This is a genomic window from Bdellovibrionales bacterium, from assembly GCA_016716765.1.
In the GTDB taxonomy this organism is placed as follows: Bacteria; Bdellovibrionota; Bdellovibrionia; order Bdellovibrionales; family UBA1609; genus JADJVA01.
Map to the genome: position 1 here is coordinate 25,456 of JADJVA010000013.1, position 14,568 is coordinate 40,023.

At 41.5% G+C, this 14,568-nt stretch carries 15 protein-coding genes; 5 read left to right on the forward strand and 10 right to left on the reverse strand.

The genetic code is table 11. From position 1 onward, the window contains the following. Positions 1 to 85 precede the first annotated feature (85 nt). The 3 genes from IPL83_08050 to IPL83_08060 all read left to right on the forward strand — a co-directional run bounded on the left by IPL83_08050 (position 86) and on the right by IPL83_08060 (position 1,862). Positions 86 to 769 (forward strand): ATP-binding protein, encoded by a 684-nt coding sequence (locus tag IPL83_08050; GenBank protein MBK9039098.1) that lies wholly within the window; start codon positions 86 to 88, stop codon positions 767 to 769. Positions 770 to 904: 135 nt separating this feature from the next. Further along, on the forward strand, positions 905 to 1,081 hold the full coding sequence (locus tag IPL83_08055) for a transposase (protein MBK9039099.1): 177 nt from the start codon (positions 905 to 907) through the stop codon (positions 1,079 to 1,081). A gap of 484 nt (positions 1,082 to 1,565) precedes the next feature. Continuing rightward, the gene (locus IPL83_08060; protein ID MBK9039100.1) at positions 1,566 to 1,862 is read left to right on the forward strand and encodes a transposase family protein; all 297 of its coding nucleotides are present in this window, start codon (positions 1,566 to 1,568) and stop codon (positions 1,860 to 1,862) included. Positions 1,863 to 2,278: 416 nt separating this feature from the next. On the opposite strand, the gene IPL83_08065 is transcribed toward IPL83_08060, so the two are convergent. The 8 genes from IPL83_08065 to IPL83_08100 form a co-directional block, all read right to left on the reverse strand. Then, positions 2,279 to 2,473, reverse strand: coding sequence for a hypothetical protein (locus IPL83_08065; protein ID MBK9039101.1), 195 nt, complete (start codon positions 2,471 to 2,473; stop codon positions 2,279 to 2,281). Then, on the reverse strand, positions 2,473 to 2,748 hold the full coding sequence (locus tag IPL83_08070) for a hypothetical protein (protein MBK9039102.1): 276 nt from the start codon (positions 2,746 to 2,748) through the stop codon (positions 2,473 to 2,475). The genes IPL83_08065 and IPL83_08070 overlap by 1 nt, the downstream gene beginning before the upstream one ends. Beyond that, the gene (locus IPL83_08075; GenBank protein MBK9039103.1) at positions 2,745 to 3,056 is read right to left on the reverse strand and encodes a hypothetical protein; all 312 of its coding nucleotides are present in this window, start codon (positions 3,054 to 3,056) and stop codon (positions 2,745 to 2,747) included. The genes IPL83_08070 and IPL83_08075 overlap by 4 nt, the downstream gene beginning before the upstream one ends. Then, entirely contained in the window at positions 3,056 to 4,897 is a 1,842-nt protein-coding gene (locus tag IPL83_08080) for a hypothetical protein (protein MBK9039104.1), read from the reverse strand. The genes IPL83_08075 and IPL83_08080 overlap by 1 nt, the downstream gene beginning before the upstream one ends. After that, entirely contained in the window at positions 4,894 to 5,958 is a 1,065-nt protein-coding gene (locus IPL83_08085; GenBank protein ID MBK9039105.1) for a hypothetical protein, read from the reverse strand. The genes IPL83_08080 and IPL83_08085 overlap by 4 nt, the downstream gene beginning before the upstream one ends. A gap of 114 nt (positions 5,959 to 6,072) precedes the next feature. Continuing rightward, positions 6,073 to 7,212, reverse strand: a complete 1,140-nt coding sequence (locus tag IPL83_08090; protein ID MBK9039106.1) for a hypothetical protein — start codon at positions 7,210 to 7,212, stop codon at positions 6,073 to 6,075. Beyond that, complete coding sequence (locus tag IPL83_08095; protein ID MBK9039107.1) at positions 7,209 to 7,958, reverse strand: hypothetical protein; 750 nt, start codon at positions 7,956 to 7,958, stop codon at positions 7,209 to 7,211. The genes IPL83_08090 and IPL83_08095 overlap by 4 nt, the downstream gene beginning before the upstream one ends. Before the next feature lie 109 nt (positions 7,959 to 8,067). Further along, complete coding sequence (locus IPL83_08100; protein ID MBK9039108.1) at positions 8,068 to 8,952, reverse strand: hypothetical protein; 885 nt, start codon at positions 8,950 to 8,952, stop codon at positions 8,068 to 8,070. Between the two features lie 660 nt (positions 8,953 to 9,612). Between IPL83_08100 and IPL83_08105 the strand changes: the two genes are divergently transcribed. Then, a complete protein-coding gene (locus IPL83_08105) occupies positions 9,613 to 10,809 on the forward strand; it encodes a hypothetical protein (protein ID MBK9039109.1) in 1,197 nt (398 codons plus the stop codon). A gap of 208 nt (positions 10,810 to 11,017) precedes the next feature. Next, positions 11,018 to 13,111, forward strand: a complete 2,094-nt coding sequence (locus tag IPL83_08110; GenBank protein ID MBK9039110.1) for a hypothetical protein — start codon at positions 11,018 to 11,020, stop codon at positions 13,109 to 13,111. Between the two features lie 119 nt (positions 13,112 to 13,230). Here the strand turns inward: IPL83_08110 and IPL83_08115 are convergent, their stop codons facing one another. Both IPL83_08115 and IPL83_08120 read right to left on the reverse strand, forming a co-directional pair. Further along, a complete protein-coding gene (locus IPL83_08115; protein MBK9039111.1) occupies positions 13,231 to 13,527 on the reverse strand; it encodes a hypothetical protein in 297 nt (98 codons plus the stop codon). Continuing rightward, positions 13,517 to 14,296, reverse strand: coding sequence for a hypothetical protein (locus IPL83_08120; protein ID MBK9039112.1), 780 nt, complete (start codon positions 14,294 to 14,296; stop codon positions 13,517 to 13,519). The genes IPL83_08115 and IPL83_08120 overlap by 11 nt, the downstream gene beginning before the upstream one ends. Between the last annotated feature and the right edge of the window lie 272 nt (positions 14,297 to 14,568).

The window sequence follows — 14,568 nt, forward strand, 5'->3', positions numbered from 1 at the left end:
GGCAAGTTCACAAGGCCGATGAGTGAGTATAGGGCTCACTTACGGGTCGTGAAATGATGTGGCCAAAACCAAGAGGGAGCGTGGAGTGAGCATAGAAACAATCCGTCAGCAACTGACGATGCTAAGGCTACCGTCGGCAGCTGAGAATTTAGAGTCGGTTTTGGCAGCCAGAAAAATCAAGTCCGATTTTTCCTGGCTGACGACATTGTTTGAGCATGAGCTGAATACGCGCAAGGAAAACGCGATTGAACGTAGGATTAAAAAGGCGACATTCCCAGAGAGGAGAACATTGGAGCAGTTCAATTGGAGTTTTAACAAGAGGATCAATCGCGAGAAGATCGAAGAGCTTTCGAGTTGCAAGTTCGTAGAGGACAATGAAATTGCATTGTTGCTTGGAAGTCCAGGAACTGGCAAAACCCACTGCGCAATTGCATTAGGCATGAAAGCCGCAGTACTGGGCCACAGTGTGTTTTGTTCGAGCGTAAAAAGACTCAGTGCCAAGATCCGGATGGCCCGGGAGCGGAACACTTTGGATAAATTGTTCAAACAAATTTTGACGTCCAAACTTTGGATCCTTGACGACTGGGGCGTAGTGACGATGCCACGGGATGTGAGTGAAGAGATATTTGATCTCTTTGATCGACGCAAATACAACTCGGCGATGATCTTGACCAGCAACCGAGATGTCGAAGAATGGCCACAAGTCTTTAGTGATCCGATCCTGGCCAATGGGCGGTTGGCCCTTAAAACTGTAGGCCTTGCATCTTGAGTCATGGTGCGTAATAACCCCGGCAGAGTCCGGTAAAGGAGCACCAAATGAAGAAGAGATTTAGCGAGGAACAAATAATTTCTGCAGTAAAAAAACTGGAGACGGGATCGCCAGCAAAAGAGGGTGTCGCGCGAGATGGGCGTGACGATTCAGACTCTCTACCATTGGAAGAAGCGTTTTGGTGGTATGGACGTGACCGACGCCAGACGGCTGAAAGACCTGGAGATGGAGAATACGCGCCTAAAAAGGATCGTGGCGGACCAGGCTCTCGACATCGTCATGTTGAAGGATGTGAACTCAAAAAAGTGGTGAGGTCCAGCGACAAGAGAACGGAGGCCTCATACCTTGTTGAAAAATACGAGGTCTCCAAGGCTCGAACCAGCTGTCTGCTGGGCCTTCCCATCACCACCTTGTATTATAATCCAAAAGAGAATGGAGACCAGCCTCTGGCGTCGCGATTGTCGGAGCTAGCGACAGAGCATAGAAGGTTCGGTCACCCGCGGCTATTTGTTCTTCTCAAGAGGGAAATATCTGATCTCAACCACAAACGATCGCGTCGGATTTATCAAAAACTAAAGCTTCAGATTGGACGCAGGAAGAGAAAAAAGCTTGGATCCTGTCCCAGACTGCCGGCCACTCAAGCAATGGGACCCAATCAAATATGGGCTATTGACTTCATGTTCGACTTTATCGAGTCAGGAAGGCGCCTTAAAATTCTCACCATTGTCGATGAATTCGCAAAACTCTCCCCCGGAGTTCTGGTTGATCAATCCATTCGAGGAATTGACGTCACCGAATATCTCGACCACTTAGCCGGGAAAAATACCCTCAGATCATCCGGGTCGATCAGGGTACGGAATTTACGTCGAGGGCGATGCTTGACTGGGCCTATCGTCATGGCATTCAGCTGGAGTTTACAAAGGTAAGAAAAACCAACCAAATTGTCGAATCTTTCAATTCGAGAGTTCGTGACGAGTGCCTCAACGAGCACGTCTTTTTCTCTCGAAGATGCTCGAGAGAAAATCGACACCTGGCACTGGAGGTACAACAACATCAATCCACATTCAGCACTAGGAATGAAATCTCCAATTGAATTTGCAAAGGAACAGGAATCTATGTTAGCAAGCTAACGCCACATGACTCAGGTTACTCGACCTACAGAGTCTTGGGCCAACCGCCAATGCGGCGATCGATCGGATGTTTGAGCAGGCTAAAATCGTGGTCTTTGAGGGTCCAAGTTACCGCATGAAAGGACGAATAATTTTGCCAGATATTGACATCGAAAAAACTGAAGTATAGACCTCCAAAAATCAGGCGGTCCAGTTATATGAGATTAGCCGGTCCAAGTATGTGAGACGGGACAGGGAAGGGGAGAGCTCCGTTCGGACTCCTTAGAATTGCTCTAGAAAACCCAAAACTTTACCCCGCCAGATAAAATTGGATAGATGGACGTAGGATTCGACCCATTTCTGCCCTCGACCAACAAAAGTTTGGAGGTGGATTTGAAGTTCAACTGCGAAATGTCACTTTAGAATCTAGGAAAATAAAAATATAATGTCCCTGATCTTTATCAATTGTATACCCACAATAAGTGACTTCCTCTCCAGGTATGAAAGTGTCCGACCGTTTAAGAGTATCCTCAATATTTTTTTTTACTTTGTAAATTGCATCCACTTCAAAGAATTTCTTCATAATTAGCCCCATCAGTTTACCTCCTTAAATAAGTCTTTCTGAATAAGATATTGATCAGCCCCTCCTGGCTGATAGCTACCAGTGGTCCTTTTATATCTATTCTCAAAAATCGGATGCGGAACCTTCTCAGGATTTTGTTTCTCCCAAGACCACGTATCGAATATACCTGCGGCCTTTGATTTAAGTGCGGGCACGTCTTCTGTTGCGATATATTGTTTTGGAATCTTGGCATAAAGCAACTCATCTTTGCCTCTCGTAAGGAAATTTATTCCACGGATACATTTCATTCACTGTCATCGAACATATACAAGCCTTCATCCTTTGCTGGGTTTGGGTTTACTCCAATTTTAGCAAAATAATCCTCATAATTGGGAAAAGGCGGCTCGTCAGGATTCTCAACTACCCGTTTACCGCAACCATTTGCGTCTTCAAATTTATAAATATAATTTCCCTGATCTTTATCGATTGTATACCCACAATAAGTAACTTCCTCTCCAGGTATGAAAGTGTTCGACCATTGAAGAGTATCCTTAATATTTTTTTTTACTTTGTAAATTGCATCCATTTCAAAGAATTTCTTCTTAATTAGCCCCATTAGTTTATCTCCTTAAATACATCTTTCTGAATAAGAAATTGATCGGCCCCTCCTGGTTGGTAGTTGCCCTTTGTCTTAACGGATCTATTTTCAAAAATCGGATCTGGGATATTCCTTTTAAAATCCCTTTCCCACGACCAATCATCGATGATACCTTCGGCCTTTGATTTAAGTGCGGGTACGTCTTCTGTTGCGACATATTGTTTTGGAACTTTGGCATAAAGCAACTCATCCTTGCCCATGCCAATGGAATCGATCCCTAATGAGCCGGGCGATGTTCTCTCCGTCGTGACGTACTGACCCATTTTGTTTTCCGGAATTTGCCAGGATTCAACAATGGTACCTTTTGGTATTTTTGTGACTTCGACAGGTCCAGAAAAATCAATCCCCTCCAGACCCGATTTTATCTGATCTGCGTTTCCAGTAAATTTTTTATTGCTATTCATAAAACCAATCGCTGTTTCTCGTTTTATCGCGAGTTCTTCTGCCGAAATTCCAAGTCTTGAAGCCTCTTGTGAAAGTTTTCTCTCGCTTAATCTCAGATCTGCTGAAACTTTTGGGTAGGTATTCCATGCGAGAGCATCCCAGTGTTTAGTCGTTTTGGCAAAAGCATCCAATTTCTTTCGATTATTTCGCTTTTCAAAACCCAATCGTGTGATTACATCCATATAGGGTAAAGATGCTAATGCGCCCGCTGAATTCTTCAAAAACTGCGAGGACTTTCTCAGTTTATTGAGTCTTTCACTCACTTTAAAGGTTGCGACGATCGCGTTTTTCAGACTGGATGCGGCACCGGCCGTTACCAATGAGGCCCCTACGAAAATTCCAGAAATTGAACGCTCTAATGGTGTGAGTTTTTCGCCTGTTACTATATTATTGCCAGAAAAAAACTCCAAACAGTCTCGAGCAAATCCAGTGTAAGGATCTAAGCCAAATAGAATATCACCCATTGCTGTTGCTATTTCCATTTGTGAATTAGAGATTTCAAGAAATCCATCTGAATTTGCCTCGTCGGCAACTATCAAGGAATTTAAACCTATTTGACGAGCAAATACTTCTAATCTTGTTAGTGGCACATGATTGTAAATTTTTGTATAGTACTCATTTGCTTGAGCCAAAAAAGACGAGTCATCTGATTTAAATTCAACATTTTCCGGAGAACTAAATTTTTGATAAGAATTTAAGTCTACCTTTATATCCAGATTTAAATTAGGTCCTTTCTCTAGCTCACTTAGGCCAGCTGCCACAGCCACTGCTAACTTAACTGTTCCATTTACAATTTGGTTTTTAAATTCCTCTTGTAACTCTTTTAACATTACAGCCTGATACTCTGCATAAGCCTTTGCTGAAAGGAACTCTTTAACTTTTTCAGGTGGCACAGCAAGTAGTCCAATTACCTTCTTTCCTGCGCCTGTTAATCCAGCCTTCTGAACATCTGTTAAAGACCAAGAACTTGGACCGTCCACTGGCGCTCCATTTTTCTCGGACACAGAATGTTTGTCTAAGTCAACACTATCACTGTTTTGATTTGCCCGTCCGCCTTGAGAATCTTGTTTTGAATCAACTTCGCCAGCACTGGGAATTGGCACAGCCGAAACGTCATACACCAAAAATGTTCCATTATTGTCAACTCCAAGATAAATCGCTGTGTACCTAAAATTACCATAACTAAATTCAACTTTTTCGTTTGGACTCCTATTGCGAAAGAATCGATCCAGATATTCATTAATATTCCAGACTCTCTCAGGACCATCTACTAATGGAATTCCGTCACTATATGCAAATGCACCATTCAGAAGTAAAACAGTAGCAAAGAATATCTTTAAGAAAAATGTCTTCATAAGCCCCTACGATTTCTAAGTAATTTATATTGTTCTAAGTAAGTGTGAACCGATTTCTTACCAGAAGAACCAGACGATGAGACCATTTCAAGGCAAGTATGAAAATTCTCGGACTCACCCTGAATGAAAATTTTGTTTTCCAATATACTTTTGTCATCAATTTTATCTTCAGGTTGTTCGTAATTTAATTTGATGATATCTTTTAAATTTCGTCTTATCATGGATTTGCATGTGAATAGGTTCTCATCTTCAATACTTTTAAATGATAAATCGTCCTTTTGATTTGTATATCTCTGAACTAAATATTCATGGACCAAACTGCTTTTATAATTTTGTATCTGTTTTTCGGCATCATTTAGTTTTTCATTGTAGCCAGCTATTTCTGTTTGAATTCTTTCGTATGGATAATTTAAGGCCACCAAGGTCTCTTTAAGCGGAATGTATTTCAATTCCAAATTTAAAACTTCCATAAGTTGCGCAACAAATACTCGTTTTAGAAAAATAACACTTTCAGCCGCCTCTAGACAACTTGACACTAGTTCAATATCTGGGAAGTCGGCACTGATCTTACATTTGACGTTTAAGTAGTCTGTATAGACCTGAGATTTCAGACTGGAAGTAATTGCTATAGTCAAAGGCACTTCGATTCTGGACAATTCGGCATTTGCATAAACCATTTTTGATTTTATCAAAATGGAATATTCCTGTAGAGTTTCACCAAGAATCTCTTGCATTTTTGTTTGGTGATCAATTGCCATGGCGGACATTAAAATACCGATGGCAAACAAAATGCCATTCATGACCACGCCAACCGCTGGATTAACAAACGAAACAATGCTAGCAATTACGTTTGCTCCTGCAAGCGTTTTAGAATCACCATTCTCTGAATTTATGAAATTATCAATACTAAGACCTAACAGAATACCTGAAACGAGCGTTCCACCAATATTTGGTTCTTTGGCGTCAGGATTTCCTTTAAGGATTGGGAATGATTCTAAAATTTTAGCGTTTAACCATTTTGATATGTACCCATGCATTCCCTCACTGATAGCTTGTTGCACAGCTGCCTTAGCAACTTGTTTAACAATATACTCTTCCCGATCCCCAGCATATGATTGCTTCTAAAGACACAACACCAAAAGTATTTTTATACATGCTTTAAATGTTTTCATGGTTTACCTAGACTCCAAATGAATTTGATATTCTAAAGGTCCTTCAAACGACTCAAGCGAGTCAGGTCTACAATTTTTTGGGAAAGTACCTAAAAACGACATGTTTGATAATCTTAGAATAAAACTATCTAAATCAATGGATCCCATTTCCTTAAGAATAAGTTGGTTATGGTGAAGTTCTAACTTTCCAATGAATTTTTCCTTTTTTATATCTGCACTGGTACTTTCAGAGCATTCCGAAAAAAGAGTCCAATTCAAATTCTCAAAGTCCATGTCAATTAATAATCTAAGATATGCTTTTTTGTCCACTTTACTCTGAATCATCGCTCCGGGAAGAATGCTACGAGCTAGGTTTTTGAATCGTAGTTGTTCTGATATTATTCGTCCAAAAGGACCTATAAACTGATCGCTCAATTTCTTCCGCTTTAAGAGTAAATTTGTTATTCTATGTGGTTCTGGTCGAAAAAATTGTAAAATCAATGGGTCGTTTTCTAGATGAAATACAATTGGCTGATATTCTTTAATCCCATTTGATTTATCTGCCAGTTCATTGCCAATAAAATTGTCAAAATGCACTTCACTTATTTGTGTTAGTTCAATTTCCTGATTACTTTGAAATCTAGGATGCCAAAATCCATAAATATTGCCAAAGCGATTATACATCGGGTCCGAAGAAATTGAGTAATCTCCGTGATAAAAATCGGCATATTGATGTAACACACTAATTGGATGACCAAGATCCGAAACTCTCAAAATAATATGATTTGCAATGATTTCCCCTGGCAAAACTGGATCGTTTACGGATAGAGTCGCACTTATCTGTTGTGAATCAAAATACTCTTTATTGTATTTATACAGACTCTCAAAGAAAACAACGTACCTATATTTTTCGCCATTTTTTTCAAACGTTCGCGATGAAAGGTATTGCATTTTTGAAAGATCATTTTTTTCTGGAGTAAAAATGCTTTTGGACAAGATATCAAAGATATTCGAATAGAAGTATTCATCAGTCGCAGTTGCTATCTGGTCCTTCCTGTCCTGACCACCTTGATTTTTCTGACTATTGATTTCATTTTTTTGCTTTAAACAGCCTAATAAACCAATAAACATTGATAGAATTGAAAAATGTCTGAGTCGCCTCATACCACACCTTCGGGCAATTCTTTTTCCTTAAGCTCCAATCCTTTGCCAAGACTCTTTACAATTTTAAGCTGACCATTGTATTTCTTGGCAAGAAGCACCAAGCTTTCTCTATAATTTGAGACCAATTTGGCGGTCACATTTTCCTGGAAGTTTGCCAAATATTGATAGAGGTATTCTATACTTTGTTTATCTAAATTCATAAAGGATTCATTAAGGAAATCAGCAGAATTTTTCTGATTTCGTTTTGCGATTTCTCCTATCTTCGAAAGAGAGTCTAGCCAAAGATTTTGAACGCTTTCAATGTATTTTGAATCAAATCGAACGTCTTTAATGGCAGTTAAAAGTCTATATGTTTCTTTAAGATCATCAGCTACGTTAAGTGACAAATTAATTTGATTGGCAGATCTAAGGTTTTTTAAATTTAAGTCCTCAATCATCTTCATAATTTTCATTTGAGAACTACTAAATTTTGTTGCCCTTTCATAGTTAATTGTAGCTAAGGCGTATTGACTTTCCAAGATCCTAAGATGATGTAACTCTTTATCCGCACTAACTTCATTTAAATTACTCTGTAACACTGCTTGTTCGTGGGACAAATCTCTGCGAACTCTTGCCTTAGCCTCCTCGTACTCTTGATGATATCTGCCAAGAGATGCTAGGTTAAATAAATCGTCCAGTACTGATCCTGCAAATGCCGGAGTCGAAAAAAAACTGAGAATAATGACTACATATGTGACGGCCTTCATTATATAAATCTCCTAAATTAAATTAGAGTCACTCCATTTATGGCCACATTATTTCAAAAGCCCAACATAAAAAAAGCTCATAAAAATGATTATTGTACAAAAAGAATCGTCAATACATGAAGCTATTATGACGATGAATAGGCCGCTCCGCTCTTTCTCGTGGTGGTGGTGGTGGTGGTGGTGGTGGTGGTGGAACACTCTTCTCTCCGCAATCGGGTATTCCAGTCTGGCCCTGAGCCATTTCGTTTGTTTTGGCAACTAAAACATATCGATTTTCTCTCATTTCGATTGGTATTGTATTCTGATAAGGGCTACCAGTCTTGCTTTCAAATATTCTACTGTGTCCAAGATAGTGACTGTATTCATTTGTTATCATTTCATTAAGAAAGATCGTTGAATCTCTCAAGGCGTTACCTAGTAGTAAGATCTCTGTTTGACCTATGTTTTTCAAAGCTCCTTCGAGTAGCTCCGTCATGGACATATTTTCATCTTTAGATATCTGAATTAGGTGATCAAATCGCTTGTTTATCTCATCCAAATTTGGATCACCAAGATCGGCCTTTATAATGGTATTGATATAGTGATTAAATACTTCTTGAGCTTGTTTTGAAATGGTCTTTGCTCTAACTAAGTATTTTGAATCTTGTTCTATCTTGTTAACAATGTCTTGGATATAATTTAGTATATCAAATACTTTATCTTCAAATGAAATGAGTTTCTTGATTTGGGATTTTGATTTCTCAAGTAGCACATCTATTGTTTTTATTTCTTCTCTTTTAGACTTACAAGTTTCTTCATCTAGTTTTCTTTGGTTTTCACGTCGTTCTTCTTCAATACGTTCTCTCAATTTCTCTTCTCTTCTCTTTTTTGCTCTATCATATTCACCAGCAGATGCCAGATTTAACCCATCTTCAAATACGGTTCCGGCCTGAGTAATGGGACAACATGTAAATGCAATGAGAATGCTCATAATTTGGATAAATGAATGTTTCACTAATATCTCCTTAGAATTCAAAAACGTTCGCCATCAATAAATAATTCGATTCTGTTGTTTGCGAGGAGTAGGCCACTTGGATTCGATTTCAAACTGAGATCATAAATCGCGGAAAATGTGTTTTCGTTTGAAGACTTATAGATAGGTGATGTCTGATTTGGTCTTTATAAGGTTGGTGTCGAACCCTTTCGAATGTGCCGACAAATGGCAATTTAAAGAGCTTGCTCGACAACATTTTTGCAACATCAGATTGATTTCGATCAAAGTTCCACTTCTTTTTCTTTGAAGCCAATTTCGCTGATGAATTGAAGTCGATACCAGGTGGACGGAGGAGAACACAGAGACAAGAAGGATTTTTGAAAGCTCAATCGAATTTTGTGAATTTAAATTTCAAGCGCTCTTGGTGGTGGCTCATGAGCGTAGGCGGTAGTACCTAGTGGATTCGAGCGGGAGATGCTGGAGATGTCAGCTGAGAACTGTTGTGATCAGGAATTAGTCAAATAAGAGGCATTTTTTGAAAGAGCACTTAAACCAAGGAATGGTCCTACAGATGGGGATTCTAAGCCCCAGAATGGCTTTAATTCGAATTGGCACAGCATTAGCATACAATGTCAGTACCAGATATGAACCAGCTTTAAGTGCTTTAAGGTGACATTGAAGATGAATTTCAAAATAAAAACTACAATGAGCGTCGATCCCATTTACTATTTGGCTCTATTGATTTGCTTGGAGTCCTTTTGTTTGGGGCTTGGATTTTCAAAGGCCTCTGCACAATCTGGGTTGCCTCCCGGGGATTGGATAATCAATTCAAAGACGGGAAAGCCAGAGCCGTTTTTTTCGGACCACAAAAGGACCGACTTTGTGAAGGGCTGTGAGAATTCACCAGCCAATGCCAAAAATCTCCAGCAGCTGGGAAGATTTATTCCAACTGCGATTATGGGAAATGACGGACGCTGCCCTTTTTTCTTTGATGAAAATTCAAGTCAGGAAGACAAGGCTCTGTTTGGGGTTGGTGAATTTTTTGACTTTAGCCGCAAGTGTAAAGCAGAGCTCGGAGGAATTTGCGGAGGCACTGGACACTTGGTTATGGACGGAGATGTTTTAATCACGGCTGCTCATGTGTTTTTGAACCATATAGACGGTGAAATAGACAAATATAGTGACGGCAAAGGCTTCAAGTTTTCAACAAAAGTCTGGATCCCCAGGGAATTAAGAAAAGACCCAGATGTGGCTTATGAGTGGAGAAGCTATGAGATTCAAGAGATTCAGTATGGATCTTTGAACCCGCGCGAGCCTAGACATAAGGATTATGCTTTTGTGAAGCTTAAAGAGCCTGTCGGAGTTTCAGTTGGGAAAAGGGACGCTAACGGAAAAATTGGGGAAAGAGTATCAGTTGATCGAAAGTATTGGCCCAAACCCCTGGCTTTTAAGCCTCTCGATGATACGCGCTTTTCGAAAAAAATTGAGATGGTGAGTCTGAGAGATGAGAACGGTAAAATCAAGGACTCTCCTTTTTACAAAAATTGTGAGCCTTTTAATATTTACAGAGATCCTCACTCGGATTTAGGACCGGCGTTCAAGAATCTCTTAACCCATAATGGAGATATGCTCGATAGATCTTCTGGTTCGGCACTTGCAGTACGTGATGAACATGGAGTTCTGACATTTACGGCGGTCAACGTGGCAGATTTGCTTCTTCTTCCCGATGCTTCAGAGACAGAGGGTGACTTTCATATTGAAAATCGCGTAAATTTTGCGGTCGACGGAAATTCCTTTTACGAGGAATTCATCAATTTTCGAAGGAAGTTCGGTCGAAGTGAGCCAAAGAAAAATGGTAAAGCGGCTGGAGCCATTTAAAATTACTTTGATTCAGATCACGGTCTTGGTTGGAGTCCCAAGTTGAGACGAGATAAATCCAAAATATCAAACACTTAGACGTAAATTGAAGTCTCTCTTATAGTTTTTGATACAGGGTCAGTTTACCTGTAGAATCATCTCTAAGAGCAGGAAAATCTTCATCAAGCACTGTCATTCTGACTAAAATTCCTGAGCGATGGAGATTCTTTTGAATAAGTCAAAGGCTTCTGGATTAAGTGGTGGTGCCAGATTCAGTTTTGTCATTTGCGCTCTTGTCTTTGTTTCAGTCTGCTTGATTTCAAATGTGTCTCAAGCCTTGAGTTGCCCTGCCGGGATCACTCAGATGTATGGACACTGTGGAACACTGAATCCCGACCGCACCTTTTTGCCGGCCTTTCGATTAACTTTGGCCAACATTGCTTACTTCGAAAAAAATAAATCGTATGCAGGGGATTTTGATACTTTTCCAGATCCAATTAATTGGAATGCGATTCCACGGCCTAGCGGGAAGGGTAGAGATGTCGGAGGGTTCGGATGCTCAGAATCCGATCCCACCTGCGGCTCGAACCAAACCCCTCAAACTCCTCGAAGCAGAACTTCACAATCTCCACGAGGTTCGGGGTCAGATCCTGCGACGAAACCATCAGAGAAAGGGACCACGACGAAGAATGGTGCCGGCAAATCCTCAGGACAAAAAGACGACGCAGATTCAAAGGACTCAGAGAAAACTGGCAAGTCTTCATCGAAAGATGAATCCTCTTCAACCCAAACTGCCTCTTGCTGGTCATCTGACTCAGGCCAAGTCAAAGGCAAGGCGATGTGCGATGACAATGGGGAGCCGTCTTGTTGGATGAAAGAGTCGCAAAAGCAAGATGGACTGCCTAAGTGTGGATCCGATGGACGGCCGAAGAGCACAGCAGCGAATGAAGACTCAGGTCAAACTGAATCAGACTCCACCGTTGGAACGAATGATTCCATTCAGGGATTTCCTCAAGCTCCAGAGGTTGAGAGTGATCGAGCCTACTGCGAAGAAGCTCACAAAAGGGCCTATACCTGTTGCAATGATCCGGTGAAGTGTGTGTCGGGTCTTGATGGACCGAGTGCGAGTTCGATAACAGCCATGGGAACACTCTTAGTTGGAGCCGCTGGTATGATCTCAATGGGTGGGGCTTCTGGAGGGGATTCTGCGGGGATCGCCAAGAGCTGTGAGTTTATGAAGCTTGTAGCCCTCGGAGGGGCTGGAGCCAATACGGCTTTGGGCACAAAGTGCTTTTCTGATAAGGGCTCTTGCGAAGACAAGTGTCAGGAAGTGTCGAATAAATACCGCAGAGTTTTAACCGAATGCAATCAATTGGACACGGTCTTCAGAGCAAACGGTGGAAAAGGTGCCAGGTGTCCCGAGAGCTTAGTCAGTGATTACAGAGCCGCTCAAGCCAATGCGGAGGGAAGAGGCACTCGCTGTACCGGTTATAATTCCAACGTGGCGGCCATGGGAGGACAAGCGGCTCAATCAGCTGCAGCAAGTGGATTTGCCGATCTCTGCCAACAAGCCGCCACGAATCAAGTGACAGGATTTCCCAACATTGACCAGCAACCTGTTTTTAACGGAGACTGTAACGATCCCGTCAACGCTTCAAATCCAATCTGCGTTAATTGCAGAGGACCCAATGCTCAATCCGATCCTCTTTGTTCAGGCTTAGGCGGAGGCAGTGCCTCATCCGGGAGTGGATCAGGAAGTGGGAGTACATTTCAGAACACAGGATTTGGAACCAGAGCAGTTGATGGAAGTGACCTCAGTGTTCCCGACACCAATGCACAGAGGCAAGTTCCTATCTTTGGTGAGGGATTGGGAGAAGAGGCCAGGGCCAATGCCATTCCCAATAATGGTGGAGGCTTTGCCGGCGGCAGTGGCGGCGGAGGAAGTGCTATGCCCTACTCTGGAGGGGGTGGTGGCTACGGAGGCCCCGGCTATGATACTGACGTTTTAAAGGGTGTGAGCGGAGGAGGAGGCTATACTTCAAGTCCTCTTGGAGCCGAATCTCGCGAGGGATATGCCAGCATCAGTGGTGTTCTTGAAAACGGAAAACGAAGTGACAATCCATTTGATAAATTCGATCTGAAACAGTATCTGCCGGGAGGGAAAAAATACAGTGACCCTTCGCGAAGTCCGGCTGGAACAGAAAAATGGAAACGAAATCCAGAAATCGGCAGTGCTCACCAAAATATCTTTGAGACAATCAGCCGCCGCTACCGAATCATGTGCCTTCAAGGGCGCTTAATTGGCTGTGAAAAGAGGCAGTGAACTCATTCCAAGCAAAAGAAAAGGGGCCTTCAGTTACTGAACCCCCCCCCGCTCTGACATAGAGATCTCCTGATGTGAGATATCTAGTCTCACGAATTCTCTGTTCTCTCGAGAAATTACTAAATCTCGACCAAAACAGGCTCTTTCCTGTTTTGCTCTGATTTAAGAATCAGTTTCATCATCTGAGGTTCGATTTCTTCTGGCCGTAGAGAGAAAACATGCTCAACGCCATCTCTTTTGAGAATGAAGGTCGTCTCTCCCTGGTGACGTTCAACAAACTGCACACGAGAATAGCCGTCTTCTTGATCTTGTTCAGGAGGCTGTGTGTTAAATCCTGCGAAACCAGTTCCACCAGCAGACGCGATAGAGCTCGTTAGAGTCATCAATAAAACAAAGAATAAGGATTTAAATTTCATTTTGTGCTCCTGTGTTCTGAACAGAATGGAGATCATTGTAAGAATTCAATAGACAAGTAAAATGCATAGGAATTTCTCCAGGACAAGAGCCTCTAATCTTACTGATGGTCAGAGCCGCTGTTTTGAGAACTTCACGCGCTTTCGTATACCCTTCAAAACTCATGGACCCCCACATGGCTGCTACAGTTGCTTTGTTAGAATAAATATTAGCAGTGTTTGTAAAGTTCAAGTGAGATTGGATAAATTTCAGAATATCGTCTGGATTGCGAATACATATCTCCGGCATCAACACTTTAATCGTCTCGCCGTCCTCAGATAATTCAACGACGTTTCGTGTTTTCAGAATTTCAAATGACCGAAGGCCTCTTGCGCCGAATTCCTCTCTCAATTCTGTCAGGGAGACTGGCTTGTCGCAGGTCAGAAATGCAAGTACATAAATGGAATCTGGATCAAGAGAAGAAACCAAGTCCCCTGCTGCTACTTCCTTTTCTCTAAATATAGATAATATCTGCGAGAGCTCTGGATATTGTTTGCTCAGCAACGGCCCCACTTCAGAACCACATCCCGCCGCTTCAAGAACGCTGGCCAAAGTGTAGTAGTTCGGCTTTGTCTCATCTTGCAAAATTCTTCTTAAACTCGAATATGGAACTTTTGCTCGTCTTGCCAGCTCAGACACTGAACGTCCTGCTTCAAAGCTCAACCAATTATCAATTTTTTCCCTGATTTCTGAATTCAATGCCACGTAACTTCCCCCCCTAAATTGAGCCATTTCCTGATGCACCTGCTCTGCCATTTAACCAAAGTGGTTAAATGGGTCCGTAACTAGTTGATTGCACAATGAATCATTTAACCAACTTGGTTAATCTTCGTGTAGCCAAAGATTTTTCTTTATTCAAAAGGAATATTTTGATTTGGATGTCACAACAAAGTTTTCATGGGGAAGGCTTGAGTAAATGTGAAAAGCTCGAGTTTTTTTCATGGTGGGTACTAAATAAAAAAAAAGCTCACCCAAACCACTTTAGCGGAAACTAAAGTAGCAGG

Excerpts from the sequence above, each read along its gene's own strand:
- IPL83_08055 (MBK9039099.1), top strand. The coding sequence starts at position 905 with ATGGGCGTGACGATTCAGACTCTCTACCATTGGAAGAAGCGTTTTGGT.
- IPL83_08095 (MBK9039107.1), bottom strand. The coding sequence starts at position 7,958 with ATGAAGGCCGTCACATATGTAGTCATTATTCTCAGTTTTTTTTCGACT.
- IPL83_08120 (MBK9039112.1), bottom strand. The coding sequence starts at position 14,296 with ATGGCTCAATTTAGGGGGGGAAGTTACGTGGCATTGAATTCAGAAATC.
- IPL83_08105 (MBK9039109.1), top strand. The coding sequence starts at position 9,613 with ATGAATTTCAAAATAAAAACTACAATGAGCGTCGATCCCATTTACTAT.
- IPL83_08115 (MBK9039111.1), bottom strand. The coding sequence starts at position 13,527 with ATGAAATTTAAATCCTTATTCTTTGTTTTATTGATGACTCTAACGAGC.
- IPL83_08075 (MBK9039103.1), bottom strand. The coding sequence starts at position 3,056 with ATGGGGCTAATTAAGAAGAAATTCTTTGAAATGGATGCAATTTACAAA.
- IPL83_08080 (MBK9039104.1), bottom strand. The coding sequence starts at position 4,897 with ATGAAGACATTTTTCTTAAAGATATTCTTTGCTACTGTTTTACTTCTG.
- IPL83_08065 (MBK9039101.1), bottom strand. The coding sequence starts at position 2,473 with ATGGGGCTAATTATGAAGAAATTCTTTGAAGTGGATGCAATTTACAAA.
- IPL83_08070 (MBK9039102.1), bottom strand. The coding sequence starts at position 2,748 with ATGAAATGTATCCGTGGAATAAATTTCCTTACGAGAGGCAAAGATGAG.
- IPL83_08090 (MBK9039106.1), bottom strand. The coding sequence starts at position 7,212 with ATGAGGCGACTCAGACATTTTTCAATTCTATCAATGTTTATTGGTTTA.